Raw genomic sequence first — 24776 nt, forward strand, 5'->3', positions numbered from 1 at the left:
ACCGAACTTCACCGGTGCCACCGAGCCCGACCTCGACGCGGTCACCTCGTTCCTCGAAAGCAAGCAGGTTCCCTTCACCACCTGGGACGGCTGGTACCGCCTCGACGCACACGAACGCTCCCTCGGCGAAGAAGAAGGCCGCGAACGCGTCAAAGTCGTCGAACGCGAAGACATGCTGAAGGCATCCGAGCCCGACAAGGCCTAGAGCGGCTGCGCCGCATGTGAGTGGAAACGCGTAGCAGGCTACGAGTTTTCACTCACATGCGCGAAGCGCTCTACACCCGAACCGCCAACAGCTTTCCCTCGGTTTCGATCTTGCGTTGATGCTCGTTGAAATCCGGTGCAGCGCAGACGAACAGCGTGCGCCCGTCGGATCCGCCGAGTCCGCAGGCGAACACTCCCAGATCGAAGTCGAGCTGATCGAGTACCTCACCGCCCGGCGCGACGTGCAGAATCCGCTGACCCAGCGCATCGGCGATCCACATCGTGCCGTCGGTGTCGATGCAGCAGCCGTCGGCCGCCACCTTCACCTCGCTCATGGCCGTCGCCATGTCCGTCGACGACGGCAGCTCACCGAACGTCGCCCAGTCACGCCGCTCCCCCAGTGACCCGTTCTCGGCGATGTCGAACGCACTGACCCGGTTACCGACCGTCTCGTCGACGAGCAGTTCACCGGAATCGGTGAACGCCATCCCGTTGGGGAAATACAGGTCCGATGCCACGACGTGCGCGGAACCGTCCGGATCGACGCGGATCAGATCGGCCGTCTCGACGGGAGCAAAGTTCATCAGGTCGAACCCGAAGTTGCCGATGTAGGCGCGGCCTTGTGCGTCGACGAGCATGTCGTTCAGGTTCGCGGATACGTACGTCGACAGATCGGCGTGCACGGTGAGCGAGCCGTCGTGTTCGCGCAGCAACAGTTTGTAGTCGCGCATCGAGACGATCAGCAGCCGCCCGTCGGGCAGCCAGCCCAGGCCCGACGGCTGATTGGGGACCTCGGCTTCGACCCGCACATCGGAGCCGTCTTCGAGGGCGGATACGACGCGATGGCTGTAGAAATCCGATACCCAGATCCTCCCTTCGTGCCAGCGTGGACATTCGAAATAGGTGTATCCGTCGAGAACGACAGTGGTCTCCGGTTTCATGATTCGATTCAAACACCGCGCCGGGTGGACGCGACGTCGAATCCGCGAGATGGCATGCTGAGAGCCGTGTTCGACGCCCACCTACACATCATCGACCCCCGGTTTCCGCTGATCGAGAACCACGGATTCTTGCCCGATCCCTACACCGTTTCGAACTATCTGTACGACGTGGACGGGCTCGGAATCACCGGCGGCGCGGTGGTCACCGCATCGTTTCAGGGCACCGATCAGAGCTATCTGTTGGCGGCTCTGGAGACGCTCGGGCGCGGCTGGGTGGGAGTGGCGCAGCTCGATCCCCGATGCTCCGACGAGGACATCGTCGCGCTCGACGACGCGGGCGTGCGCGGCATGCGCTTCAACCTCAAACGCGGCGAGACCGACGTCGAAATGCTCACCACCCAGGCCCGACGAGTGCACGAACTGGTCGGGTGGCATGCCGAGCTGTACGTCGATGCGTCTTTGCTGCTCTCGCTCGAACCCATCCTCACGAAGTTGCCGGCGGTGAGCATCGATCACCTGGGCTTGTCCAGTCAAGGTCTGCCGTACCTGCTCAACCTCGTGGACCGCGGAGTACGCGTCAAGGCAACCGGATTCGGCCGAGTGGATCTCGACATCGCCGACACCCTGCAGCAGATACATCGAGTCAACCCCGCGGCATTGATGTTCGGCACCGATCTACCGGGTACCCGTGCCCCACGCCCGTTCTCGGAGAACGACATCGACATCATCACCCACGCCGTCGGCGGCGACCTACCCGCCGTGCTCGACGGTAATGCTCGGGCTTGGTATCGCATCTCTTGAATCAGCAGGGCCCTAGACCAGTAGCGCTCCGCCGAGCCATACCGCGGAGGCGAGCAGCGCGCCGAACAGTTCCACCAGGATCGACAGCCCCGCGGCCTTGGTGGCGTGCACGGTCGATCGCCAGGCGTCGGAATGGTTGCGGTGCCTGGGCACTTCGGCCACGTAGACGCCGGCGATGAAACCGATGAACAGCCCGACGACGGGGATGACGAAGAAGCCGACGATGCCGAGCAGACCGCCGACCATCAGCGATCGCATCGGGACACCCGCCTCCCGCATCCGACGGCCGGGCCACGTGTACTTGACGATGCCGCTGATCACCAGCAGTACCGTCGCGGTCGCGAACACGGTCCATGCGGCTGCTCCGCCGGTGAGCCAGGCCCACACCGCGACTGCCGCGAAGATCAAGATGGTGCCGGGCAGAATCGGTACGACGATGCCGACGAGGCCGACCAGAATCGCCAGGCCGACCAGGACTTCTCCGAGCGCACTCATGAGCCCAGTGTGCCCTGTGCCGGATCAGACGACAGGACGAACCTTGCCTGCTGCCTCGCGGGCCCTGCCCCGTGCGGTCTCGATATCCGACGCGGTCGAGACAGCGACACCCATCCGGCGCCGCACGAAACTCGTCGGCTTGCCGAACAAGCGTAGGTCGGTCTCCGGAATCGCCAACGCATCGGCGACGCCTTCGAAGTAAACGCCGTCCGCATCGACACCGCCGTAGATCACCGCCGATGCACCCGGCGAGAGGAGTGTCGTGTCGATCGGCAAGCCGAGTACGGCACGGGCATGCAGCTCGAACTCCGAGAACCGTTGCGTCCGAAGCGTTACCAAACCGGTGTCGTGTGGCCTCGGGCTGACTTCGGAGAAGTAGACGCTATCGCCCTGCACGAACAACTCGACCCCGAACAGCCCGCGTCCACCGAGCGCCGTCGTGATGCGCTCGGCAACGTCGCGGGCACCGGCGAGGGCGGCGTCCGACATCGGCTGCGGCTGCCAGGATTCAATGTAGTCACCAGATTCCTGCAGGTGGCCGATAGGCTCGCAGAAGAAGGTTCCGTCGACGGCCCGGACTGTGAGAAGTGTTATCTCGTAATCGAAATCGACGAACCCTTCCACGATGACGCGGCCGAGGTCGACGCGGCCACCCTTCAAGGCGTAGTCCCAGGCCGCCTCGACGTCATCCTCACTGCGAACAACGGATTGCCCCTTACCGGACGACGACATGACCGGCTTGATGACAGCCGGAAAACCTATGGTGGACAATGCTTGTCGAACATCGTCCAGCGAATCGGCAAAAGCGTAGGGCGAGGTCGGCAGCCCGAGTTCCTCCGCCGCCAATCGCCTGATGCCCTCGCGGTTCATCGTCAACTGCGTCGCCCGAGCCGTGGGAATCACCACGCTCCGGCCTCGGGCTTCCACCTCGGCGAGGGCGTCGGTGGCAATCGCCTCGATCTCCGGGACCACGAAGTCGGGCTGCTGCGAATCGATGAGCGCCAGAAGCTCTTCCGGGTCGCTCATATCTATGGTGAACGCATGATGGGCCACCTGATGGCCGGGAGCATTGTCGTAACGATCGACGGCAATCACCTCGACGCCGAGACGCTGGAAGGCGATGATCACCTCTTTACCCAGCTCACCTGAGCCGAGCAGCATCACCCGGGTGGCCCCGGGAGTGAGCGGAGTACCGATGCGAACGGGATCTGGGGCAGTCACAGGCCCATTATCCACACCCCAATCGATTGGACGACCTAGTACAAGTTAGTCTCCATTCACATTCGCAGCTGACGAGTTGGAACGAGGCAAATAACCGTGTCGAACACTGGTGGACCGCTCACAGGGCTCCGCGTCGTCGAACTCGCAGGTATCGGCCCCGGGCCGCACGCCGCGGTACTGCTGGCCGACCTCGGAGCAGACGTCGTTCGCGTGCAACGCGCAGGGCAGATATCTCCCGATGACCACCAGCTGCGCAGCCGCACCATTGTCGAAGCCAATCTCAAGGATCCCGCCGACCTCGAGAAGGTTCTCGGCCTCGTCGAGCGTGCCGACGTACTGATCGAGGGGTTCCGGCCCGGTGTCACCGAGCGACTCGGACTCGGCCCCGACGACGCCCTGGCTCGCAACCCGCGCCTGGTCTACGGCCGCATGACCGGCTGGGGCCAGGAAGGCCCCTGGGCACAGAACGCCGGCCACGACATCAACTACATCTCCATAACCGGGGTGCTCAACGCCGTCGGCCGTGCGGGCGAGCGTCCGGTGCCCCCGCTGAACATGGTCGGTGACTTCGGCGGTGGGTCGATGTTCCTCGTCTTCGGCATCATGGCCGCGCTCTACGAGCGCCAGAACTCCGGCCAGGGCCAGGTGGTCGACGCGGCCATGGTCGACGGCACCTCCGCTCTGTCCCACTTGATCTGGGCGTGGCGTGGCGTCGGCGCGTGGAGCGACGACCGCGGCACCAACCTTCTCGACACCGGCGCACCGTTCTACGACACCTACGAGACCTCGGACGGCCAGTACATGGCAGTGGGCTCACTCGAGCCGCAGTTCTACGCTCTACTCCTCACCGGACTCGGCCTCGCCGATGCCGACCTACCGCCACAGATGGACAAATCGCGCTGGCCGGAACTGCGCGAGACGTTCACCTCGACCTTCCTGACCAAGACGCGTGACGAATGGGCCGCGATCTTCGCCGGCACCGACGCGTGCGTATCGCCGGTCCTCACGTTCGCCGAGGCCCCGAACCATCCACACATGAAGGACCGCGACTCGCTCATCGACATCGGCGGCGTCACGCAGCACCGTCCGGCACCGCGGTTCTCCCGCACCGAAAACGGAGTCCCGACGCCACCGCCGGCCGCCGCTACCGACATCGCGTCGGTCTGGGCGTAGGCACTGTTTGCGCCGAACTCGACGTTGTGTACGCCTTTCGGCTGATTTCTGTCCCTAACTTCGAGTTCGTCGTTTCCGTTGCGACTGCTCAGAACACCAGGGCCGGCTGTTCTGTTTCGACACTCGGAGCCAAGGCTCGATACGCCGCGGCGGTGGCCGCAACGGCAGCTCGAAGTTCCTGCGGCTCGCGGGTGTACGGCAGCCTGATGTAGCGCTCGAATGCACCCTCGACGCCGAATCGTGGCCCCGCCGCCAGCACTGCTCCGAATGCGGGAGCCGTGGCGGCCAGCGCGCTCGATACCGGCGCAGGAAGCTGCAACCACAGCGACATGCCGCCCGCCGAACGTCGATAGCGCCAATCCGGAACATGTTCGGCCAGAGCGTCTTCGAGAACTTCACGACGCTCACGCAGTTGCGAACGACGCAGATCGAGGGCGGGTTCCGCATCCTGGAGAAGGAACGACGACGCCAGCTGGTCCATGATCGACGTACCCAGATCGTGAGCTGCCCGCGAACCCGCAAGCTGCGAGACCAGCGACGGGTGCGCCCTGATCCAACCGATCCGTAGGCCGCCCCAGAACGACTTGGACGCCGAACCGATGGTGACGATGTCCGAGCCCGAGACCCGCCCGAACGATGCGACCGGGGGCGGCGGAGGTGCGTCGAGCCACAGGTCCACCATGGTCTCGTCGACGATGAGCGTCATCCGGGTGTCGCGAGTGATGCGCGCAAGTTCGGCCCTACCCTCGGCGTCGAGCACCTGCCCGGTCGGGTTGTGGAAATCCGGAATCAGATACGCCACCTTGGCTGCCGTTTGCCGTGCAGCGCTGCGAATTCCATCGAGATCCCAGTCGCCCTCGGCGGGACGCACCGGCACCGGCACGGGCCGAGCCCCCACCCGCCTGATGGCCTCCAGGGCGTTGGGATAAGTAGGGTGATCGATCAACACGCGATCGCCGGGCGAGGTCAGTGTGCCCAGCAACAGCCGAACCGCTTGCTGCGCACCGGATGTCACCATGATCTGATCTGCGGTTGTCGGTAGGCCACGTTCGACGAAGCGCTGCGCGATGGCCTCCCGCAACACCGCCAGGCCGATGGGCTCCATACCGTGCGTCGGTAGATACGTCGGAAGTGCCTGCAGCGCAGACTCGTACGCGGCCGTCATGGTTCCGTCCGCGGCCGACATCGCAGCATGAGACATGTCCACCACCGGTCCCGACGGCGACGTCGACTGAATCAGCAGCCCGTTCGGGGTGGGCGCAGCGGGCAACGCGACCGTACTGCGAGAGCCCTGCTTGCTGATCAGATATCCCTCGTCGCGTAGCACCGAATACGAGGAGGTGATCGTCGTGCGGCTCAGATCCAGGGCGGCAGACAGATCGCGTTCGCTCGGCAGGCCCACGCCCAGCGGAATCCGGCCGTCGTGAATGAGCAGGCGAACGCCGTCCGCCAACGCCCGATACGTCGGACGCGAGGCCTTGCGCTTACCGGATCCATCCGCGGTCGCGTCGGCGCGCCAGCTACCGAGATCGCGGGCCAGTGACGTTGCGTTCAGAACTCTCGAGGCCATGTTCCCCAGTATTCGCGCACTGGTATCGACATTTCAAGTCCATTCAGCGTTCGACTGGACTGCTTATGCGCTCCGGGTGGATACTGGCGTGATGCCGAGCAGCACGCTCTTCGATACCGCCATCGGACGCTGCGGTATCGCGTGGACCGAGGACGGCGTGGCCGCCGTCGCGCTGCCGGAACCGTCCGACGGGGCAATGGCGGCTTACCTGGCCGGCTACGGCGCAGTGCCCGGGCAGGTGGATGCGCTCGCCTCCGATGCGATCGACCGGATCGTGGCTCTGCTGGACGGACGGGCGGTCGATATGAGGTCCATCCCGCTGGTTCTCGACGTCTCCGAGTTCGACGCCTCGGTGTACACGGTGTGCAGCGAGATCCCCCGGGGGTCGACGCTCACCTACGGCGATATAGCCCGCCGACTCGGTCATCCCGGTGCGGCCCAAGCGGTAGGCGGAGCACTCGGACGCAATCCCGTGCCGATCATCATCCCCTGCCATCGAGTGCTCGGCGCAGGCACCGAAGTGGGTGGCTTCTCGGCCCCGGGTGGAGCGAACACCAAACAACGAATTCTCGGTATCGAAGAAGTGCCGGGATTCGACGAGCCGACGTTGTTTTGACCCAGTTTCGGCAGCGCTACCGGCGCGTCGCTGCAACTACGGTTGCTGCCTGCCCCTCCGGAGTCAGCACCGGCGCCCACACTCCATCGACTGTCGACGCCGCCACGCCGTCCGGTGTCAGCGCCATCCCGATCACACCAATCGAAGTGCCGTCTTCACAGATTAATTCGACGGTCCCCGAGTAGTCCGCGTCTGTGGGTGCGCGGCAGACGACACCGCCCTTGAATGTCAGTGCCTCCACATTTCCGTCGGGCGGTCCCGTGAACACCGTTGGCAGGTCCGGTGGTGGGGTCGTCGTCGTAGTCGGCGGGGTGGTGGTAGTCGTTGTCGGTGGCGGCTCGGCAGTCTCGACCTGGGGCGGTTCGGTTGTGGTTGTCGTGACCTCAGGCACCGGGGCGAAGACTTCCTCCGTCGTCGTGGTGGCGGGCACAGTCGGTGAAATAGGAGACGAGGTTGAGTCCGACGATTCGGATGCCGACAAAGGGGGTTGATCTTCCGCGGATGGAGCCGACGAAGCAGTGGTGGCGCTGGTCTCCACGGGCGCTGCACTTCTCGCCATTGGCTGGGAGACTGCACTGGCCTCAGGCGAAGTACCTGGTCCACACTCCGCGTTCAAGAGATCGACCGAGAACGTCAAAGGCAGCAGACCAAGAGTCAGAAGACTTACGGAGCCGCTGAGTGTCAACCTGCTGTATCCAGCCGCCTGGGTCTCCTCCGACTGGCTGCTCGTCAACACCACGTTCGAGTACCCCACCAAGCCGTCAATTATGGTACCGGGGTTTGTCGAAGAGTTCGGATTCGGGATACGCACCGCGCGTCCACCGATGAGGATTGTTCCGTAGGGGTTGGACGCGTTGAAATTGGCGGCAGATGGCGCTGTCCATTTATTCGTGTTGTTACTCAGATTGCAGCCGACAGACGCGCTGATCGCTTGTGCAGCAGTGCTGATGGACACAACGTCCGTGTTTGCGACAAAAAGGCCAAGTACGTTGAGACCCACAACCGTTCCAGTCAAGCGCAACGACGACACAGATGCGGATGCACTGGCAGTGGGCGTCGGTAGGTCCGTATCACTGCGGCAGTATGTCGGCACCCCGGATACACCGACTACGTAGGACGCGCAAGCAGACGCACCGACGGCACTGTTTGCCGCCGCAGCGCCCGACATCTTCAGGTCGTTCACTCTCGCCACCGCAGACGTCGCGAACGGCCCTGTTCCGGAGACAGACGACGTTCCGGGCGACGATGCTTGACGTGTTACGCGGGCGCTGTTCCAAGGCAGTGGTGTGGAGTTGCCCGGCAATATGGACACTCCGCTTGTGCCGCTCGAGTTCACCCTGGCAGCCGAGCCGAGAGCGTACCCGCTGGTCGGCCATGTTCCAGAAGTCACGATTGCAGACGTGTGTTCTGGGTCCGTCCAGACCGCCTCGGTTACTCCGATGATTCCGCGTGATTGACCCAGTGATACTACGGCGAGCAACGCGATCGCAAGTACGAAGACAGACCGACGCCTCTTACCTATCATCAGCGCCGCTCGGTCTCAAGCTCATCGTCTGTAAGGGACTCCTGGTTCTCGTCGGCATTTCTACTGCGGGGCCAGAAGACACCCACGACGAGGGCCGCCATAGCGATCGTAATCGCACCTAGCACATAGGGATTCGAGAAGTAAACTACGACTTTGGCAAGACCGGGGACCGACCAAAGGACTTTACGCACCTCGGTGACTTCGTACAGTCCCTCATCGGGTTCGGCGTTCGCGTCGCCCTTCATCTCCAGAAACGTCGCCGGCGACCCGGGGAGTGGGTCTATCGAAGTGACACGGTGCGTGATCGGTAGCTCACCGACTTCGCGATCCACGGTGACGACATCGCCTACTCGAACGTCGTCCGCTGGGATCTCTCGCACTACGGCGAGCGAGCCGGCCGGAATACTCGGAGCCATCGATCCCGTTTTGAACATGATCAACGTGATGTTGAACGCGAATGCGCAGATCACGAGCACGATGCAGATGACGCCGCCGATGGCGAGGATGTTGAGCAGGGCGTCCCCAAGGCGCGACAGGACCGGCCTTCCGGCCCTGTTGTTACTGTGCCGCGCTTGCGTCATTGCCTGTCTTTCTACGAGGTGCCGACGAAGGTCCAGTCCGGCGTGGTCGTCTTGTTCTGGAGGGCGGCATTGGCCCAGTTGGTGGGCGTGCCGGGCAGGGCTATCTCAAAACAAACACCGACGGGTGCTCCCGCCGCTGTCGGTGTCGCCGCGGGTAGCGCGAAGACATTCTCTGCCGATCCTTGCGTCAGTGCCACCGCGCCCGCGCTACCGACGACCCAGGACGCGCCGCTATCGAACGAGGCGATGCTGCAGGCAGTTCCGGCAGCCGGAAGCCTGACGGCGCGATAGACGAGCGCTGCACCGAGACTGGCGTCGCCAGACACCTGCGCTCCAGAAAGCTTCACGGCCGAGGCAGAAGAACCGATCTCGGTACGCAGACGTATCGACGCATAAGAAGTTGACCCCGGAACAACAGAGGTGACCGCGGGCGAGAATACGAGGCGGTTGGTCGTGCCGCTGGAGGGATTCGAACCCCACGTCGTACCGCCGTCGACACTGGATTCGATCCCGAAACGACCTGCCTGAAAATTGCTAGAGCCGATCACATTATCGGTCCAGCTGGCAGCAACGAGAACGGCCCCTATACCCAGGACCGTTCCCCCTGCCGCCAGCGCCCGACGCTGCCGGGCTTTCGTCGATGTCATCTGAAATTACGTGACCGATGTTCCCGCGAACTGCCAGTAGAGCGCGCCGGTAGTCTTTCCGGCCTCGGTCAAAGGCGTGCCCGCCGGCAGTGTCACTGCAAAGCACAACTGCACAGCGGTACCGGCCTTGGGTAGCGTAATCGCAGCAGGCGCGGTTCCGCTGGTCAGCGGAGTCCCTGCCGGAACGACACTTGTACCCGTCGCACCCGTTGTGCATGCGCTTGCATTTGCAACGGTGAAGACCGAGTAAGTGAGCGATGGAGTGAGGCCTGTCGGGGCCGCTCCACCGGCAGCTTTCGCGCCGTTCAGTTGAACCGCAGCGTCGTAGTCGGTGGCTTGCTCGAGCCTCAAACCGACTGGGGCGTACACAGTGTCACCAGGAGTAAGCGCCAGACGGGGCGCGGGGAACGTCATCGTTCCGGCGGTGCCCTCGGTCGCTGCTTCGATCCAGCCCGTCGATGCCCCATCAGCGAGGAAGTTACCCTGCATGTTCCATGCAGTATTTCCGGTACTGAATTGCGAACTGCCCCAAACGTTATCGGTCCAGGCAGCAAGCGTCACCGCCGCCCCGACGCCGAGGACGAGACCACCTGCAAGTAACGCGCGGACTTTACGCTTACGGTTGGAATTCTGAATGCTCTCGGACATGCCCCGGCTCTTTTCTGAGGGTGTGGTGGTGAATGCCGTTTGCACTCACTGCACCAGTTGTCGAAGCATAGGGCAGACGCGTTACACAATCTTGGAAAACGTATGAGCAGATTTATAGAAGACTTTTCGCAGAGTCTTTTTCAGTGGGCCGGAATGCAGACAGAGTGTCCGCAGAATCGATCGAACTGAACATCGATCAATTAAATAGCAGGTTTCGAAACCGAAAGTTTAAATTCTCACGCAAAAGCCGAACTGGCGTCGGCATCTGATTTCAATGCCATGGCTCCCGCATCCGGCCGAAGCGAAACCTCGTCTTCATCGGGCCTGCCACCGATGACGAACGCTCCGGTGTCAGGAAGCCAACCCAGGGCTCCCCGCTGGAACAAGTTGTAACGACCAAATCCTGTTGGTGTCGGTCTTTCGTCGCTGATCGGGTAGCCGAGGCTGCCGTACGGTCCGCCGTGCGCCAAATACCACTCAAGAATCGGACCGTGTACCTCGTGCGCGCCGCCCTCCGGCAGAGCGAACACCGTCGCATTCCGGTACTCGAGCATGCCGCCGCCGCCCGGGCCGAGCATGAACTCGCCAACTTGCTCGCCGATCCAAGAATGTTCGTACGCAAAGCGATCGAATTGATAGGCAAACACTTCGAGACCGTTGTACGGAGCAGACATGAGCAGCGCCTCCCTTGTTTACACAACGTCGAGTATTCCTCGATTTCCCGCTCGAGATACGGAAATTCGGGCACATCGGCCCAATCCGGATGTTGCGATACATGCAATCAAACCGTCGAGCTTCGAAAAGCACGCAAAAAAGCCCCGCACTCCGGAAAGTGCGGGGCTTTTTAGACGAATGAACCGATTACCGAAGAATATCCCGGCGCACGATGGTCTCGTCCCGACCCGGCCCGACGCCGATGCACGACATGTGCGCACCCGACAGCTCCTCGAGACGCAGGACGTAGTTCTGCGCGTTGATCGGCAGTTCCTCGAATGTGCGGGCACCGGAGATGTCTTCCCACCAACCGGGCATCTCTTCGTAGATCGGCTTCGCGTGATGGAAGCCGGTCTGAGTCATCGGCATTTCGTCGTGCCGCACCCCGTCCACGTCGTACGCGACGCAGATCGGCACGGTGTCCAAGCTGGACAGTACGTCGAGCTTGGTCAGGAAGTAGTCGGTGATGCCGTTGACGCGGGTGGCGTAACGCGCGATCACCGCGTCGAACCACCCGGTGCGCCGAGCGCGACCGGTGGTAACGCCCACCTCGCCGCCCTGCTTGGCCAGGTATTCGCCGTGATTGTCGAACAGCTCCGTCGGGAACGGACCCGAGCCGACACGCGTCGTGTAGGCCTTGAGGATGCCGAGCACGGTCCCGATCTTGTTGGGGCCGATACCGGAACCGACCGACGCGCCGCCTGCGGTCGGGTTCGAGGACGTGACGTAGGGGTACGTGCCGTGATCGACGTCGAGCAGTGTGCCCTGCGAGCCCTCGAGCAGAATGGTCTCGCCGCGCTCGAGCGCCAGGTTGAGCTGCAACCTGGTGTCGGTGATGCGGTGCTTGAAGCCCTCGGCCTGCTCGAGCACCTCGTCGACCACCTGCTGCGAATCCAACGCACGCCGGTTGTAGATCTTCGAGAGCACCTGGTTCTTGAATTCCAGTGCGGCCTCGACCTTTTGGGTCAGGATCTTCTCGTCGAGTACGTCTGCCGCTCGGACCCCGACACGAGCGATCTTGTCCTGGTAGCACGGCCCGATGCCGCGGCCGGTGGTGCCGATCTTCTTGGCACCGAGGAAGCGCTCGGTCACCTTGTCGATGGCCACGTGGTACGGCATGATCAGGTGCGCATCGGCGCTGAGCAGCAGGTTAGAGGTGTCGACGTCGCGCTTCTCGAGCCCGTCGAGCTCGGTCAGCAACACACCCGGATCGACGACGACGCCGTTGCCGATGACGTTCTTGACGCCCGGTGTGAGGATTCCCGACGGAATCAGGTGCAGCGCGAACTTGTCGCCGTTGGGAAGAACGACGGTATGCCCGGCGTTGTTGCCGCCCTGGTACCGAACGACCCATTGCAGTCGTTCGCCGAACAGGTCGGTCGCTTTGCCTTTGCCTTCGTCGCCCCACTGGGCGCCGATCAGGACTATCGCCGGCATGTGCTCTCCTACGTTGCTTTCGTGCGAGGACGTGCTGCAGATCTACTCGAACAACGCAGCAGTCACCAGTAGTCGCAGGCGCGACAGTGGCCGGGGGAACAGTCTAGCCGAGGCGGTGAGCTGGCCCGCATGCCGCTACGGTCGGCGACAAAGGAGGGCACTATGGTTTGACGAGGATTCAACGCAGACCTAGGAGCGCCGTGACACCGTTCGTTCTGCAGTGCGGCAACCCGCTGCTGCCGATCACGCTGACCGACGTCCCATTGCGCAACGCCGATGCAGTACCGACCGACGACGACTGCAGCGCGATCTTCTCCGACATCGAATCCGTTCCCGCACCCCGCATCATCGTCCTGGGCGACGACGCCTCCCTGGCTGCAGTGGTGACCAGGCTGATGCGTACCGACCGCCTGCACGTCGAAGTCGCCTTCGTACCGGAAACCGCGACCAACGCGGCCCACATCTACAAGCTCGGTACCGGATCACGCGCTGCCAAGGTGGCGCTCACCGGGACGGCGTCGAGCACACCCCTGATTCGCGACGACGCAGGCAAGGCCGTCGTCGGTCGAGCGGTCCTCGGCGGGTCCGACGGCGCGCAACTCGAAGGCGAGGCCTACGTCGACGACACCCGCCTGTTCTCCGGAGTGGTACCCGGAGTCGAGGTGGCACCCACCCCGGAGATGCCGGGCCTGCGCGCGCGAGTGATCGGCCGCAGACGCCTGTTGCCCCGCCGCTGGGTGAGCGGGCGCGCGATGCAACTCGGCTCTCCCGCAGCGCAACTGCTGCGCGACGGTGTCGCCGGCGACAGAACCGTGAAGAGGTCCACGTTCTACCGCCACGATCAGGAGTGGTTGCTCGTCCGATGACCGTTCCGTTGCGACGCAATCCGGTTCTCCCGAGCCCAGTGTTCGTCGCCGTTCTGGCGCTCGCGGGAGTCGGCGGCGCACTCGCCTGGACAGCTCCGAACGTCACCTCGTTCACCGCCCGCCTCGGGGTGTTCGTTCTGGTGCTCGCCGGCTGGATCGCCTCGGTGTGCTTGCACGAATTCGGCCACGCCTTCACCGCTTTTCGCGCCGGAGATCGCGAGGTCGAGCTCCGCGGCTACCTGACGCTCAACCCACTGAAGTACACCCATCCGTTGCTCTCGATCGTCCTGCCGGTGGTGTTCATCGCGATCGGCGGAATCGGGCTGCCGGGCGGAGCCGTGTATCTGCGCACCGGCCAGTTCCCGGCGTCGACGCAGCGGCACATCGCACTGGCGGGACCGTTCGCCAATGCCGTTGTCGCCGTTGCACTCCTGATCGTCATCAGACTGTTCGGCACCGACGGCATTCACCCCGCATTCTGGTACGGGCTCAGCTTCCTGGCGTTCCTGCAGATCATGGCCACCATCCTCAACCTCATTCCGGTGCCGGGGCTCGACGGGTACGCCGCACTCGAGCCCTCACTCTCCCCCGCAACGAGGGCCTCGCTGAACCAATTCAAGACGTACGGTCTGCTCGTACTCGTGGCACTGCTGTTCGTGCCCGCAGTCAACTCCGCATTCTTCGGGGCGATCTACGCTCTGTACGGGCTGTCCGGGGTTCCGGAATTCTTCGCCGGCAACGGCAACTATCTGATGCGGTTCTGGGCCTGACGGTCGTGCAATTCTCTCGACACTGTCGGCGGCGGATCGCATAATTTCCGCATGACGACGTGGAACGAGTTCAGGGCGGCAGCGCCGAACCTGGCAGCGGCGGTACGGGCCAGATTCACCGCCCACAAGCACCATGTTCTTGCGACGCTGCGGGCAGACGGCTCACCCCGCGTAAGCGGAACCGAGGTGGAGTTCGTCGATAGCGGCATACTGCGCTTGGGGTCGATGCTCGGTGCCGTCAAGGCACGGGACCTGCAGCGTGACGGACGGTTCGCGCTGCACAGCAATCCGGGACATCATTCGATGGACGGCGGAGACGCGAAGATCGGCGGCGTTGCCGTCGAGATCACCGATCCTGCTGTGCTGCAACCGATATTCGACGCTGCGCCAGGAGAACTGGTGCCGTACCACGTGTTCGATCTCGACATCACCGAGATCGTCCTGACGTCGCTGGTGGACGATCACATGCAGATCGACATCTGGCGTCCGGGCAGCGAGGTGCGCACCGTCACCAGGTGATCTCTTCTTTGCATGTGCGGCCGTGCGCGGCCGGCTCGACCTGCACCGTGGCGTGGTCCAGTCCGTAAGTGGACAGCAGTGACTTGGCACGATCGAGCACCATCGACGACGATCCCTCGCACTCGAGGTGGACTGTTGCCACGTCCATTCCGGTGGTAAGTGTCCACACGTGCAGGTCGTGCACTCCCGTCACTCCGGGAAGTGCACTCAGGTCCCCGGTCAATGCGTCCACGTCGACGTCCGCCGGACTGGCCTGGGTGAGAATGCGCAGCGCCGAGCCGGCCAGCTTGATCGCTCGCGGAATCACCCACAGGGAGATCAGCACACCCACGACGATGTCCACCCAGGTCCACCCGAACGCCAGCATCAGCACACCACCGACGAGCACTCCGACGCTGCCGACCGCATCAGCCAGGACTTCCATGTACGCGCCTCGGACCGCGAGCGAATCCTTGGCGTCGCCGCGAATGAGAAGCATGACGACGATGTTGGCCACGAGACCGGCCGCCGCAGTGAGAATGAGTGGTAGGCCCGGTATTTCGGGAGCATCACCGATCCGCGAGATCGCCTCGTACATGATGAAGGCCGCAACACCGAGCAGCAGAACGGCATTGGCGATGGCGGTCAATACCTCGGCGCGGTGCCAGCCGAAAGTCCTTGCTGCGGCGGCACTTCCCTTGCGTGCCAGCAGAAGTGCAATCAATCCCATGGACATGCCGAGTACGTCGGTGAGCATGTGACCGGCGTCGGCCAGCAGGCCGAGCGATCCGATCGCCAGCGCCACGGCGAACTCGACGATCAGGAACACCACCAGGATGGCGAGCGCCACGACCATCTTTCGCACCCGAGACCTGGGCGGCCCCGCACCTGCGGGCGAATGACCGCCTACTCCGTGACTGTGCCCGGCGCCCATGACTCCCCCTTGCGTACCCGTATCCGCTTCCGGCTGCCACCATATGCGTACATACGCATATGTGCAATGGTCTCGCACGGTGAGGGACTCTCGGTCACACCTCCGGCGGAACGTGCGGGTTTTTCACCGTCGGCGGAAGAGTGGCCAGCGCCGAGATGCGCTTGAGCCCGGCAACCTGCAACAAGTCCACGATGATGGACCGCAACTGAGCCAGCACCACGGTCGCCGACAGGCCCGCATTCGAGATCAACTCCGGCTTGGCACCGGCGGCAACCGAACGCAACACCCGGGCGGCCTCGGCCGCATCAGGCTTCTGCCCCGGATCGGCGAGCACCATCTGCCGCAGGACTTCCACGGCATGCGCCAACTTCTCTACCTCGTCGACCACACGTGGATCGAGAATTTCGTCGTCACGCACCAGCGTCAGCGATCGCCGAGCGAGGACCCGAATATTGCGCACAGCATTGTCGATGGGATCTGCCGTGGCTGCGAGCGCGGCCAGACGATTACGGTGATTCCAGTACATCGGCGAGATGCGGGCGATTTCCCGGCCGCCCTTGAGGTCGGTGCGAAGCGCGTCGATTCCGGACTGGGTTGCCCGCGCCTTGCGCAGGGCCTCCTCGATCGGTTTGGGATCGTTCGCCACCAAACCGTCGGCCACTTTCTGCAACACAGCCGCAGCCGTCGCCAGGACGTTCGCCGCATCCTTGCGGGCCCGCCACACCGGATGCGTCGGGATCAAAGCCACGATCGCGACACCCACCAGACCGCCGACCAACGCGTCGACCATGCGGTTGGGGCCGCCCATGTTGCCCGGCGGAATCAACGTCGCCACCAGTACCGCGGACGATCCGGCCTGCATCGCGATGATCGGACCACCGTCGAGGAACACCGCAGCCGACATCGCCAGCACAACCACCAACGCGATCTGCCACGGCCCGCTGCCGATCAACGAGATCAACAGGTCGCCGACGCCGATGCCGACCGTCACTCCGGCCACCAACTCGACCGACCGACGCAGGCGTGCACCGAGCGAGACACCCAGCGACACGACGGCCGCGATGGGCGCGAAGAACGGGCGTTCGTGACCGACGAGATCCGTGGCCACGAACCACGCCACCCCAGCCGCGAGAGCGCACTGAATGATGGGCAACAGCGACAGCCGAAGTCGCTCGGTACCCGCCGTCAACCGGTTTCGGCCGCGCAATCGACTCGCGCGAGCCCGATCAGCCCAGGCCGAGCGCTTCTGCCGCTTTGGGGTCACAGTCTTCGAGGAGGTCGAGGCAACGGGCGTACTCGTCGTTCTCGTTGATGTCGCGGGCCGCTTTGGCGAGGACTGCGACGCATCGGAGGAATCCGCGGTTGGGCTCATGGCTGTACGGGACCGGCCCGAATCCCTTCCATCCATTACGACGCAACTGGTCGAGACCTCGGTGGTATCCGGTACGCGCATAGGCGTACGCGGTGATGGTGGCACCCGATTCGAGCGCACCCTCGGCCAGATACGCCCACGCGATGGACGCCGTCGGATGCGCAGCTGCGACCGTCTCGGGGGCCTCGTGATTCAGCAGAGCGGATTCGGCCTCGTCGTCGCCGGGCAACAGTGTGGGTTGGGGTCCGAGCAGATCACCGAAAGAAGTCATGGCCCTCATTGTGCCCCTACGTCACCGAATCGTGTCCGAGCACCCCCGGTGGCGCTCGCGTCCGGCTGCGGACACGGTCGATAGGCTGCCAGCTGACGAAATTACGAGACTTGCCGCTTTTGCAAGGATTAGGTGAACGAGGGAGAACGCATGCCGGACGAGAAGAAGAATGCGTCCCCCGCGGCCGACGCCGTCACCGAGAAAATCGATTCGAAGAACAAGTCGACCGATTCCGAACCGGCCGAATCGACCGATGCCGGGGACGCTCCCACCGAAAAATTGAGCACCGAGAAAGCCGACACCGCGAAGCCCGACACCGCGAAAGCCGACACCGCGAAAGCCGACACCGCGAAAGCCGACACCGCGAAAGCCGACACCGCGAAAGCCGACACCGAAGAGATCGGTACCGAGAAGGCTGGTACCGAAAAGATCGGTACCGTGAAGGCCGGTACCGAGAAAGCTGCGGGGCCTGCCGCAGACGATCGGGCAGTGCCGATCGCGAAGCCGACTGCGGCGCCGCGTCGTATTCCGCCGCGAGAAACCAGCGATGGTTCCTCGAAAGCTGCTGCGGCAGAGGCGAAATCACGGGCGGCGACGCCTCCGCCGGCCGGGCCCCGCAAGATCGAGCCCCGCAAAGTAGAGCCGCGCAGGATCGAGCCCCAGCAGGTCAGCCCCAAGCAGGCGGTTCCCCAGCGCGTCGGACCGCCGCCCGCCGAGTCCGAGAAGCAGAGCCACAAGAAGTGGTGGGCGGCGCTGGTGGCCGCGGTGGTCGTGATCGCTGTGGTGGCGGCTGGGGCATACCTGCTGATCGACCGAACGAGCGAGGACACCACGCCGGAGGCGCAGATCCGGTCGACGGTCGAATCATTCACCCGCGCGCTGGCCGGCGGCGACTTGGCCACGCTTCGAACCACATCGTGCGGCGATCTTGCGACGTTCTACCGCGACATCCCCGACGCCGAGTTCGCCGACGTCCATCGCGCCTCCGTCGAGCAAGGCAGTATCCCGACGGTCGACAGCATCGACGCTATTCAGGTCACCGACGAAACCACCGCGATCGCTCAGGTGATCGCACACACCGAAGCAAATCCCAACGATCGATCGCCGCGCACCTTCGACCTTCGCCTGGAAGGCGATCAGTGGAAGGTGTGCAGCTGACGCCCATGTGAGTGTGGAGCCTGCGGAACGACCGCAGGCTCCTCGCTCACATGCGGCGAAGCCGCTTATCCGGCGCTGACGCTGCGGCCGGCGGACTTGAGGTCGTTGCAGGCCTCGACGACACGTGCCGTCATGCCTGCTTCTGCCTTCTTGAGGTAGCTGCGCGGGTCGTAGGCCTTCTTGTTGCCCACTTCACCGTCGACCTTGAGCACACCGTCGTAGTTGGAGAAGAAGTGCCCGGCGATGGGACGGCTGAATGCGTACTGGGTGTCGGTGTCGACGTTCATCTTCACGACGCCGTACTCGAGTGCCTCGTCGATCTCGCTCTTCGCCGAGCCCGATCCGCCGTGGAAAACGAAATCGAAGGGCTTGGAACCCGATGCCAGGCCGAGCTTCTCCGTTGCGACCTTCTGTCCGTCCGCGAGCACGGAAGGCTTGAGCTTGACGTTGCCCGGCTTGTACACGCCGTGCACGTTGCCGAAGGTGGCCGCGAGCAGGTACCGCGAGCCCGCGTCGCCTGCACCGAGCGCCTCGACGGTCTTGAGGAAGTCCTCGTTGGAGGTGTAGAGCTTGTCGTTGATCTCGGCCTCGACGCCGTCTTCCTCGCCGCCGACGACACCGATCTCGACCTCGAGAATGATGTTCGCGGCCGCAGCGCGGGCGAGCAGATCCTTGGCGATCTCGAGGTTCTCGTCGATCGGGATGGCCGAGCCGTCCCACATGTGCGACTGGAACAGCGGGTTCTTCCCGGCATCGACGCGTTCCTGCGAGATCGCGATCAGCGGACGCACGTATGTGTCCAGCTTGTCTTTGGGGCAGTGGTCGGTGTGCAGAGCGATGGTGACGTCGTACTTGGCGGCGATCACGTGCGCGAACTCCGCGAGCGCCACTGCGCCGACGACCATGTCCTTGATCCCGAGCCCGGAGCCGAACTCGGCACCGCCGGTCGAGAACTGGATGATGCCGTCGCTACCCGCGTCGGCGAAGCCTTTGATGGCGGCGTTGATGGACTCGGAACCCACACAGTTGATTGCCGGAAAGGCGAACTTGTGTTCCTTCGCCCGGCCCAGCATCTCGGCGTAGACCTCGGGAGTTGCGATAGGCACGGCGTCATTCCTCCATTGAAAGTTCGATTGTGTCCTGTGCAGTATGGCAACTGCCGCGCCCGGTGTCGTGCGTACCCGCCAGGGGAAGTGTCGTTCGGATCAGGGCTGCACGTCACCAACTGTTCAGGAGTTACCAGTTTCGGCCGGTAGTGTGGGCGCGGTGAGTCTTCTAGCTGCCTCGGAATCGGTGACGACCAATTTGGCCTTGTTACCCGGATTCCTCGACCCGGTGAACCTGCTCAACTCGTTCGGACACTGGGTGCTCATCGGGCTCCTGCTCGTGGTGTTCATCGAGTCCGGCCTGCTGTTCCCGCTGCTACCCGGCGACTCCCTGCTGTTCACAGCCGGGTTGATCGCGGCGTCGAAGTCCACCGAGATCGAGCCGTTCGCTTCGATCTGGACACTCGTCATCCTCATTCCGATCGCGGCGATTCTCGGCGATCAGGTCGGCTTCCTCATCGGCACCAAGGGCGGTGCCGCGCTCTTCAAGAGCAACGACGCTCGCTTCTTCAAGAAGAAGTACATCGACGAGTCGCACCTGTTCTTCGAGAAGCACGGTCCGATCACCATCATCCTGGCTCGCTTCGTGCCGATCGTGCGGACGTTCGCGCCGGTCGTGGCCGGTGCGTCGCACATGAGGTACTCACTGTTCCTCACCTACAACGTCGTCGGCGGCATCCTCTGGGGCGCAGGCGTCACGGTGTTGGGGTACCTCCTCGGACAGATCGCATTCATTCGCGAGCACGTCGACATCATCTTCCTGATCATCGTGGCCGTCTCCGTACTGCCCATCGTCATCGAGGTCGGCAAGCGCATGATCAAGGCACGCAAGACTCCACTCGGGGAAGCAGCCGACGTCATCGAAGCCGACGCCCCGGACTCCAAGTCCTGACCGAGATTCTCCGAAAGTGATCGAGCCCGTGTCACTGAGCGCCACAGAATTGACCGCTACCGCACTGCAGACCGTGTCCACCCAGGCGGCCGGCAGTTTCGGCCCGCTGCAATCAGCGGGCCCGCTCGTCGTGTGGGTGATCGTCATGGCATTCGTGTTCATCGAGTGCGCGGTGATCATCGGCCTGTTCCTACCCGGTGATTCGATGCTGATCACGGCGGGAATCGTGATGGCCACGCACGCATCCGGCACCGGCCACATCTGGGCGCTGTCGGTGGGCGCGATGGTGGCCGCGATTGCCGGCAACCAGGTGGGATACATGATCGGCCACCGCACCGGCTCGACGCTGGTGGCCCGTAAGAACGGCAAGTACCTCAACACGAAGAACCTGCACAAGGTCAACCTGCTGCTCGAAAAGCACGGGTTCTGGGCAGTTCTCGTTGCACGATGGATCCCGTGGGTGCGCACGCTGTGCCCGCTCGTTGCCGGCGCGGCAAAGATGGATCACCGTCGCTACACCATCGCCAGCACCCTCGGCGCGATCATCTGGGCACCGGTGCTGCTACTCATCGGGTTCTACTTCGGTTCGTTCATCCAGCGCATCCCGTGGCTGATGCCCGCGGTCCTGATCAGCATGATCGTGCTGCTGGTCGTCGGAACGGGTCTGGGAATTTGGCAATACCGCAAGGAAATGGCACGGCCCGCAGAGACGATCGAGGTCGAAGAGGTCGTCGAGTAGAGACGGGCCACCGCACCTGAGTGTTCAGGATCGACAGTGTTCAGGATCGACGCTCGGGCGCGGCTTTCCGTGGACCGGCTGCGATCGTGAACACTCAGGTCCGATTGATCAGAAGCCTGCGGCGGAGACACGGTAGGCGGCTTCCATCAGCATCCAGCCGCCGAGTTGGACCGACAGATCTCGCTCGGGTACGGCGGACGGTCGGACCGTGCCCTCGGTGAAGGTCGCAATGTGCAGTCCCTGGCCCGGGAATCGCGCCTCGCGGGTCCAGTCGGCTCCGAACAGCGGGTTGTCCTCCACTTCGAGTCGGTTCTCCCACGCTGCCTCGGCCGAGTTGAGCACGATTGCCGCGGCGCACTCACGGGCTCGGTCGTCGTCATCCGAATCTCCGGGTAGCTCCACGGCGACCACAGCCAGATAGCGCGCCAGGATGGCGTTGAACAGTCCGCCGTCTCCCCCGCCGCCGCCGGTGATGACGAGATTGCGGGTCAGATGGTTCTCCACAGCGTCGACCAGTGCATGGACCCGCTTCGCGTGTCTGGGTTCGTCGAGTCGAACCGCGAGTTCGGTCTCGAGGCCCAGCGTGACTCCCTGGCAGTAGCTGTAGATCGCCAGTTCGGCCTCGGCCGGTGTGCCCGCGTCGACCATCGCGCGCGTGGAGTGGACTCCGTCGATGATGAGGCCGGTTCGCGAATCCCGCAGGTTCCGGTCCATCCAGTCCGACATTTCCTCGGCACGCCACAGCCGACCGGTGCGCGCGAGCATGATCGCGGCCGGACCGTTGGCCGGAGCGTTGTAGAAATCGTCTTTCTTGCGCCACGGGATGCCGCCGCCCTCGGCCGGAGCCCAAGCGTCGAACAGCTCCATCTCGATCTGTTGGATGCCGCCCCGATTGCCGACGAAATGCTGGCGCTGGGCACGTTCGAGTGCCAACCCGAGCCAGGCCATGTCGTCGTAATAGTTGTTGGTCCAACCGCTGATGTTGCGGGTGCGATGCGCCCGGGTGATCTTGTTCAGTCGACGACGGCGCTTGGGGCTGAGTTCGCGATCGGCGGCATCGACCGCACAGTCGAGTAGATGAGCCTGCCACCAGTAATGCCAACGCAGGAACAATCGCTCACGTCGGACCGGAGGCCAGGCCACGACTCCGAGCGTCGTACCGGGCAACCCCCACAGCCGACGCAAGTGCCGCGCGACGACGGCCCCCTCCGCAGCGTCCGCACGCTGCGACCACAACTCCTGCATATCGACGATCCTGCCACTACCGTTGCTGATTCGTTACATCCCGTCCCGGATCAGCGCGCTGTCACCAGGCAGTGTCGAGGTCCGCGTGCTGCCGAATCCATGCATGCATGGCGATCCCAGCCGCGACACCTGCGTTGATGCTGCGCGTGGAGCCGAACTGAGCGATCGATACCGTCATCGACGACGAGGCGCGGGCACCATCGGTGACACCCGGTCCCTCTTGGCCGAACAGCAGCAGGCACTGCCGCGGCAGCTCCGCCGTCTCGATCGGAACCGACCCCGGGGTGTTGTCGACCGCGACGACGACGAGGCCCTGCTCGGCGGCGAAGGCCATCAATGCCTCCACCGAATCGTGGTGATGGAGGTGCTGGTAACGGTCGGTGACCATGGCACCACGGCGATTCCAGCGACGTCGACCGACTATGTGCACAGCGTGTGCGGCAAATGCATTCGCGGTGCGCACGACCGTGCCGATGTTGGCGTCGTTGGTGAAGTTCTCGATGGCGACGTGCAGCGAGTGACGGCGGGTGTCGATGTCTTCGACGATCGCCTCGCGCCGCCAGTAGCGGTAGGCGTCGACGACGTTGCGACGATCACCGTTCGCGAGAAGTTCCGGATCCAGCCGCGGGTCGTCGGGTGGCGGTTCGGAGTGGGTTTCGGCCCAGGGGCCGACGCCGTGGGGATTGTCGCCCCACTCGGTGGGCCCGATGTCGTCCGGCGACGACGATGATGCGACCTCGTTCTCGCTCAATAGATTTCGTTGCTGTCGGGTGCGATGCGGAATCCATGGCCGGTCGCGTCGTCGACGCACGAGATGCCGTTCTCGGCGGATGTGCAGGTGAAGCCGGCCTCGGCGATGGTCGCGCCGACGGCCAGCGGTGGGTCGATCGTTTCCCCACCCGAGGTGTACACCACCCCGCCCGAGCACATGAACGCCGCGGGGCCTTCGTTCGTGACTCGAATCCCGTTGCCCCAGTTGATCATACAATCGTCAGGCCGCGGCGGAACGGGCGTGGTGGTGCCCTGGCATCCGGCTTCGGTACGGCTCGCCAGCGGCACGATGCCGCATTGGAACAGACCGTCCGGAGAACTGAAGTAGTACGCGCCCCCGATGGCTGCATACGTCGTCTGCGCTTCGACGGTGGGCGGAGGTTCGACCGGAGGCGGCGGCGGAAGCGGCACCTCGGTCGTCGTCACCGGAGCGACAGTGGTGGTGGGCGCGATTGTCGTCGTCGGAGCGGGCGTCGTGGTCGACGTCGTCGGTGGTGGCTGAGCCGCGGACTCACCACTGCAACCCGTGAGAACGAGCGCTGCGGCCGCCCCGATCGCGACCAACCAACCCCGCATCGAACCAATCTGTCCGGACCTGCCCGACCCACACGTGCTCAGCATGAAGAAACCCCGACCCACCTTTCGACACCGATTGCTCGAAAGACCGACGATACCGGCGGACCGCCGGCATCGTTCGGCGAGAAGTCCTAGGTGTGGCTCAGGCGCCGGTTGACCTCACGCGTGAGCCATGCGGGCGAGAAGCGCGACCCGAGCGAGAGCGCCTTCGATGGCAAGCCGACCGGGAAATGCACCTTGTGCAAGCGACGCTTCACCGGACGCGTGGCGGCGTAGATCGCGTCGGACACATCTTTGACGGTGAGCTTGACGCCCAGCGAGCTCGTGGTTCCCGTCGAGACGCCCTGGGTCATTGCCGTCTGGACGAACAGCGGCCACATGGCCTTCACCGAGATGTCGTACTTGCTCCACTCGAGATCCAACGCCTCGGTGATGCCGCGCACCGCGAACTTGGTCGCGCCGTAGGTCACCAACTCCGGCTGACCGTAGATGGCCGACGCGGAGCACAAGTTGACGACCTGCGCGCCCGGGGTGTCCTTGAGGTAGGGGAAGGCTGCGAGAGTGCCGTAGATGACGCCGTTGACGTTGATGTCGATCTGGCGGCGGTGCACCGACAGAGGCATGTCCTCGAAGGCACCCGCGGCAAGAATTCCGGCGTTGTTGATCAGAATGTCGAGTCGACCGTCACCCTCCCCGACGAACTCCTTCAACTGGGTTTCCCACTGGTCGGAGTTGGTTACATCCAAGGTGCCGGTGACAACGCGGCCACTGAGCGAAGCAGCCTCCTTGCCGAGTGACGCCAAGCCGGTCTCGTCGATGTCGAACGCACCGACGAGGTAGCCACTGGCTGCGAACTTGAGGGCAGTTGCGCGGCCGATACCTGCTGCTGCGCCTGAGATGAAGACAGTTGGTCGAGTCACACCGAACACCGTACATGTAACCCTACTTACCGGTAACCCCCTATCGTCGAATATCGAATCACCGCCGCACGCGGTCCAGGAGTGT

At 63.8% G+C, this 24776-nt stretch carries 27 protein-coding genes and 1 pseudogene; 10 read left to right on the forward strand and 18 right to left on the reverse strand.

Annotated elements, in window-relative coordinates:
* Positions 1–205 (forward strand): annotated as a pseudogene (locus ACFI9K_RS24565) (pyridine nucleotide-disulfide oxidoreductase); the annotation flags it as partial.
* A 70-nt stretch (positions 206–275) separates the two neighbouring features.
* On the opposite strand, the gene ACFI9K_RS24570 reads toward ACFI9K_RS24565, so the two are convergent.
* Positions 276–1145, reverse strand: coding sequence for an SMP-30/gluconolactonase/LRE family protein (locus ACFI9K_RS24570; protein ID WP_462665928.1), 870 nt, complete (start codon positions 1143–1145; stop codon positions 276–278).
* Between the two features lie 54 nt (positions 1146–1199).
* Between ACFI9K_RS24570 and ACFI9K_RS24575 the strand changes: the two genes are divergently transcribed.
* Positions 1200–1946 carry an amidohydrolase family protein gene (locus ACFI9K_RS24575; protein ID WP_462665929.1) on the forward strand — a complete coding sequence of 249 codons (747 nt, stop codon included), beginning with the start codon at positions 1200–1202 and terminating at the stop codon, positions 1944–1946.
* A 12-nt stretch (positions 1947–1958) separates the two neighbouring features.
* Here ACFI9K_RS24575 and ACFI9K_RS24580 read toward each other — a convergent pair whose 3' ends face one another.
* Together ACFI9K_RS24580 and purT are read right to left on the reverse strand one after the other, a co-directional pair.
* Positions 1959–2441 carry a DUF456 domain-containing protein gene (locus ACFI9K_RS24580; RefSeq protein WP_462665930.1) on the reverse strand — a complete coding sequence of 161 codons (483 nt, stop codon included), beginning with the start codon at positions 2439–2441 and terminating at the stop codon, positions 1959–1961.
* A 24-nt stretch (positions 2442–2465) separates the two neighbouring features.
* Positions 2466–3662: a formate-dependent phosphoribosylglycinamide formyltransferase gene (gene purT / locus ACFI9K_RS24585; protein ID WP_462665931.1), complete on the reverse strand. Its 1197-nt coding sequence runs from the start codon at positions 3660–3662 to the stop codon at positions 2466–2468.
* A 96-nt stretch (positions 3663–3758) separates the two neighbouring features.
* Between purT and ACFI9K_RS24590 the strand changes: the two genes are divergently transcribed.
* Positions 3759–4835: a CaiB/BaiF CoA transferase family protein gene (locus ACFI9K_RS24590; RefSeq protein ID WP_462665932.1), complete on the forward strand. Its 1077-nt coding sequence runs from the start codon at positions 3759–3761 to the stop codon at positions 4833–4835.
* 88 nt (positions 4836–4923) lie between these two features.
* On the opposite strand, the gene yczR is transcribed toward ACFI9K_RS24590, so the two are convergent.
* On the reverse strand, positions 4924–6405 hold the full coding sequence (yczR, locus tag ACFI9K_RS24595; RefSeq protein ID WP_462665933.1) for a MocR-like transcription factor YczR: 1482 nt from the start codon (positions 6403–6405) through the stop codon (positions 4924–4926).
* 91 nt (positions 6406–6496) lie between these two features.
* Here yczR and ACFI9K_RS24600 point away from each other — a divergent pair, with 91 nt between their 5' ends.
* Positions 6497–7021 (forward strand): methylated-DNA--[protein]-cysteine S-methyltransferase, encoded by a 525-nt coding sequence (locus ACFI9K_RS24600; protein WP_462665934.1) that lies wholly within the window; start codon positions 6497–6499, stop codon positions 7019–7021.
* A gap of 1524 nt (positions 7022–8545) precedes the next feature.
* Here ACFI9K_RS24600 and ACFI9K_RS24605 read toward each other — a convergent pair.
* The 5 genes from ACFI9K_RS24605 to ACFI9K_RS24625 form a co-directional block, all read right to left on the reverse strand.
* Positions 8546–9127: a signal peptidase I gene (locus ACFI9K_RS24605; protein WP_462665935.1), complete on the reverse strand. Its 582-nt coding sequence runs from the start codon at positions 9125–9127 to the stop codon at positions 8546–8548.
* Between the two features lie 11 nt (positions 9128–9138).
* Positions 9139–9453 (reverse strand): hypothetical protein, encoded by a 315-nt coding sequence (locus ACFI9K_RS24610; RefSeq protein WP_462665936.1) that lies wholly within the window; start codon positions 9451–9453, stop codon positions 9139–9141.
* Positions 9454–9780: 327 nt separating this feature from the next.
* Positions 9781–10422, reverse strand: coding sequence for a SipW-dependent-type signal peptide-containing protein (locus tag ACFI9K_RS24615; RefSeq protein ID WP_462665937.1), 642 nt, complete (start codon positions 10420–10422; stop codon positions 9781–9783).
* Between the two features lie 236 nt (positions 10423–10658).
* Complete coding sequence (locus ACFI9K_RS24620; protein ID WP_462665938.1) at positions 10659–11096, reverse strand: LGFP repeat-containing protein; 438 nt, start codon at positions 11094–11096, stop codon at positions 10659–10661.
* 187 nt (positions 11097–11283) lie between these two features.
* The gene (locus tag ACFI9K_RS24625) at positions 11284–12573 is read right to left on the reverse strand and encodes an adenylosuccinate synthase (RefSeq protein WP_462665939.1); all 1290 of its coding nucleotides are present in this window, start codon (positions 12571–12573) and stop codon (positions 11284–11286) included.
* Between the two features lie 200 nt (positions 12574–12773).
* Between ACFI9K_RS24625 and ACFI9K_RS24630 the strand changes: the two genes are divergently transcribed.
* The 3 genes from ACFI9K_RS24630 to ACFI9K_RS24640 are packed head-to-tail and all read left to right on the forward strand — an operon-like array spanning position 12774 to position 14728.
* Complete coding sequence (locus tag ACFI9K_RS24630) at positions 12774–13439, forward strand: hypothetical protein (protein ID WP_462665940.1); 666 nt, start codon at positions 12774–12776, stop codon at positions 13437–13439.
* A complete protein-coding gene (locus ACFI9K_RS24635) occupies positions 13436–14209 on the forward strand; it encodes a site-2 protease family protein (RefSeq protein ID WP_462665941.1) in 774 nt (257 codons plus the stop codon). The genes ACFI9K_RS24630 and ACFI9K_RS24635 overlap by 4 nt, the downstream gene beginning before the upstream one ends.
* A gap of 51 nt (positions 14210–14260) precedes the next feature.
* Positions 14261–14728 carry a pyridoxamine 5'-phosphate oxidase family protein gene (locus ACFI9K_RS24640; protein ID WP_462665942.1) on the forward strand — a complete coding sequence of 156 codons (468 nt, stop codon included), beginning with the start codon at positions 14261–14263 and terminating at the stop codon, positions 14726–14728.
* Here ACFI9K_RS24640 and ACFI9K_RS24645 read toward each other — a convergent pair.
* The 4 genes from ACFI9K_RS24645 to ACFI9K_RS24660 all read right to left on the reverse strand — a co-directional run bounded on the left by ACFI9K_RS24645 (position 14718) and on the right by ACFI9K_RS24660 (position 17870).
* A complete protein-coding gene (locus tag ACFI9K_RS24645; RefSeq protein WP_462665943.1) occupies positions 14718–15641 on the reverse strand; it encodes a cation diffusion facilitator family transporter in 924 nt (307 codons plus the stop codon). The two genes, ACFI9K_RS24640 and ACFI9K_RS24645, sit on opposite strands and share 11 nt — an antisense overlap.
* A 94-nt stretch (positions 15642–15735) precedes the next feature.
* A complete protein-coding gene (locus ACFI9K_RS24650; protein ID WP_462665955.1) occupies positions 15736–16803 on the reverse strand; it encodes an FUSC family protein in 1068 nt (355 codons plus the stop codon).
* Positions 16804–16867: 64 nt separating this feature from the next.
* The gene (locus ACFI9K_RS24655; RefSeq protein WP_032380738.1) at positions 16868–17284 is read right to left on the reverse strand and encodes a DUF3151 domain-containing protein; all 417 of its coding nucleotides are present in this window, start codon (positions 17282–17284) and stop codon (positions 16868–16870) included.
* Positions 17285–17477: 193 nt separating this feature from the next.
* Positions 17478–17870 (reverse strand): pentapeptide repeat-containing protein, encoded by a 393-nt coding sequence (locus ACFI9K_RS24660; protein WP_462665956.1) that lies wholly within the window; start codon positions 17868–17870, stop codon positions 17478–17480.
* Here ACFI9K_RS24660 and ACFI9K_RS24665 point away from each other — a divergent pair.
* Positions 17774–18442: an Rv0361 family membrane protein gene (locus ACFI9K_RS24665; RefSeq protein ID WP_462665957.1), complete on the forward strand. Its 669-nt coding sequence runs from the start codon at positions 17774–17776 to the stop codon at positions 18440–18442. The two genes, ACFI9K_RS24660 and ACFI9K_RS24665, sit on opposite strands and share 97 nt — an antisense overlap.
* 65 nt (positions 18443–18507) lie before the next feature.
* Here ACFI9K_RS24665 and fbaA read toward each other — a convergent pair whose 3' ends face one another.
* Entirely contained in the window at positions 18508–19548 is a 1041-nt protein-coding gene (fbaA, locus tag ACFI9K_RS24670) for a class II fructose-bisphosphate aldolase (protein ID WP_283278563.1), read from the reverse strand.
* Positions 19549–19699: 151 nt separating this feature from the next.
* Here fbaA and ACFI9K_RS24675 point away from each other — a divergent pair, with 151 nt between their 5' ends.
* Positions 19700–20440 carry a VTT domain-containing protein gene (locus tag ACFI9K_RS24675; protein WP_462665944.1) on the forward strand — a complete coding sequence of 247 codons (741 nt, stop codon included), beginning with the start codon at positions 19700–19702 and terminating at the stop codon, positions 20438–20440.
* A 73-nt stretch (positions 20441–20513) separates the two neighbouring features.
* Positions 20514–21179 (forward strand): DedA family protein, encoded by a 666-nt coding sequence (locus ACFI9K_RS24680; protein ID WP_462665958.1) that lies wholly within the window; start codon positions 20514–20516, stop codon positions 21177–21179.
* Positions 21180–21287: 108 nt separating this feature from the next.
* On the opposite strand, the gene ACFI9K_RS24685 is transcribed toward ACFI9K_RS24680, so the two are convergent.
* The 4 genes from ACFI9K_RS24685 to ACFI9K_RS24700 form a co-directional block, all read right to left on the reverse strand.
* Positions 21288–22424 (reverse strand): glycoside hydrolase family 76 protein, encoded by a 1137-nt coding sequence (locus tag ACFI9K_RS24685; RefSeq protein ID WP_462665945.1) that lies wholly within the window; start codon positions 22422–22424, stop codon positions 21288–21290.
* A 61-nt stretch (positions 22425–22485) separates the two neighbouring features.
* On the reverse strand, positions 22486–23175 hold the full coding sequence (locus tag ACFI9K_RS24690; RefSeq protein ID WP_462665946.1) for a TrmH family RNA methyltransferase: 690 nt from the start codon (positions 23173–23175) through the stop codon (positions 22486–22488).
* Positions 23172–23771 carry a DUF6636 domain-containing protein gene (locus ACFI9K_RS24695; protein ID WP_222094053.1) on the reverse strand — a complete coding sequence of 200 codons (600 nt, stop codon included), beginning with the start codon at positions 23769–23771 and terminating at the stop codon, positions 23172–23174. Before ACFI9K_RS24695 ends, ACFI9K_RS24690 begins: the two co-directional genes overlap by 4 nt.
* A 131-nt stretch (positions 23772–23902) precedes the next feature.
* Positions 23903–24691, reverse strand: coding sequence for an SDR family oxidoreductase (locus ACFI9K_RS24700; protein WP_462665947.1), 789 nt, complete (start codon positions 24689–24691; stop codon positions 23903–23905).
* Between the last annotated feature and the right edge of the window lie 85 nt (positions 24692–24776).

Source organism: Rhodococcus sp. PSi06 (assembly GCF_054960675.1).

Bases quoted from the DNA above. Each gene is read 5' to 3' on its own strand.
- ACFI9K_RS24570 (WP_462665928.1), bottom strand. From the start codon at position 1,145: ATGAAACCGGAGACCACTGTCGTTCTCGACGGATACACCTATTTCGAA.
- ACFI9K_RS24575 (WP_462665929.1), top strand. From the start codon at position 1,200: ATGCTGAGAGCCGTGTTCGACGCCCACCTACACATCATCGACCCCCGG.
- ACFI9K_RS24580 (WP_462665930.1), bottom strand. From the start codon at position 2,441: ATGAGTGCGCTCGGAGAAGTCCTGGTCGGCCTGGCGATTCTGGTCGGC.
- yczR (WP_462665933.1), bottom strand. From the start codon at position 6,405: ATGGCCTCGAGAGTTCTGAACGCAACGTCACTGGCCCGCGATCTCGGT.
- ACFI9K_RS24600 (WP_462665934.1), top strand. From the start codon at position 6,497: ATGCCGAGCAGCACGCTCTTCGATACCGCCATCGGACGCTGCGGTATC.
- ACFI9K_RS24605 (WP_462665935.1), bottom strand. From the start codon at position 9,127: ATGACGCAAGCGCGGCACAGTAACAACAGGGCCGGAAGGCCGGTCCTG.
- ACFI9K_RS24615 (WP_462665937.1), bottom strand. From the start codon at position 10,422: ATGTCCGAGAGCATTCAGAATTCCAACCGTAAGCGTAAAGTCCGCGCG.
- ACFI9K_RS24620 (WP_462665938.1), bottom strand. From the start codon at position 11,096: ATGTCTGCTCCGTACAACGGTCTCGAAGTGTTTGCCTATCAATTCGAT.
- ACFI9K_RS24625 (WP_462665939.1), bottom strand. From the start codon at position 12,573: ATGCCGGCGATAGTCCTGATCGGCGCCCAGTGGGGCGACGAAGGCAAA.
- ACFI9K_RS24635 (WP_462665941.1), top strand. From the start codon at position 13,436: ATGACCGTTCCGTTGCGACGCAATCCGGTTCTCCCGAGCCCAGTGTTC.
- ACFI9K_RS24640 (WP_462665942.1), top strand. From the start codon at position 14,261: ATGACGACGTGGAACGAGTTCAGGGCGGCAGCGCCGAACCTGGCAGCG.
- ACFI9K_RS24645 (WP_462665943.1), bottom strand. From the start codon at position 15,641: ATGGGCGCCGGGCACAGTCACGGAGTAGGCGGTCATTCGCCCGCAGGT.
- ACFI9K_RS24655 (WP_032380738.1), bottom strand. From the start codon at position 17,284: ATGACTTCTTTCGGTGATCTGCTCGGACCCCAACCCACACTGTTGCCC.
- ACFI9K_RS24685 (WP_462665945.1), bottom strand. From the start codon at position 22,424: ATGCAGGAGTTGTGGTCGCAGCGTGCGGACGCTGCGGAGGGGGCCGTC.
- ACFI9K_RS24695 (WP_222094053.1), bottom strand. From the start codon at position 23,771: ATGCGGGGTTGGTTGGTCGCGATCGGGGCGGCCGCAGCGCTCGTTCTC.